Genomic DNA, 548 nt, shown 5'->3' with positions numbered 1-548 from the left:
CGATCTCGCCGCCCTTGGTCCCGAACGAGATCGTCGAGATGGGAACACCCTCGTCCTTGGCCAGCCGCGCCGCGGTGTAGACGCCGTCGTGCGGATCGCTGGGGTTGGAGGGCTTGTTCTCGCGGCCATCGGAGAGCAGCACGATCCGCGCCGGTGGTGGGGCGTCGCCGCCGACAACCGCGGTCGCGCTGATCGCATGCAGGGCGGTGAAGATCGCTTCACCCGTCGCGGTGCTGTCGGCGAACTCCAGCTTCTTCAGGGCGTCGATAGTGGCCTGGTGCTGCGGGGTCGGCGGCACCAGCAAATACGGCGTGCCCGCGAAACCCACCAGTCCGAGGTTGATGCCCGGCGTGAGCTGACTGGCGAACTGGGTCGCGGCCTGTTCGGCCGCCTTGAGGCGGTTGGGTTCGACGTCGGTCGCCCGCATGGACTGCGACATGTCGATCACCAGCATCACGACCGCGCGGTTGAGCGGAATCCGGACGTCCGAGGTCGGCCCGGCCATCGCGGTGGTCAGCAATACCAGCGACACGGCCAGCAGGATGGTC

1 protein-coding gene is annotated in these 548 nt (G+C 68.1%); it reads right to left on the bottom strand.

Going from position 1 to position 548, the window contains the following annotated elements; all coding sequences use genetic code 11:
• The coding region (locus A5686_RS26155) for a VWA domain-containing protein (protein ID WP_156750249.1) at nucleotides 1-548 on the bottom strand (548 nt) is incomplete at both ends.

Source organism: Mycobacterium sp. E2479 (assembly GCF_001667925.1).
Lineage (GTDB): Bacteria > Actinomycetota > Actinomycetes > Mycobacteriales > Mycobacteriaceae > Mycobacterium.
Note: the sequence above shows the minus strand (reverse complement) of the source record. Positions and strands in the feature narration are given on the sequence as shown.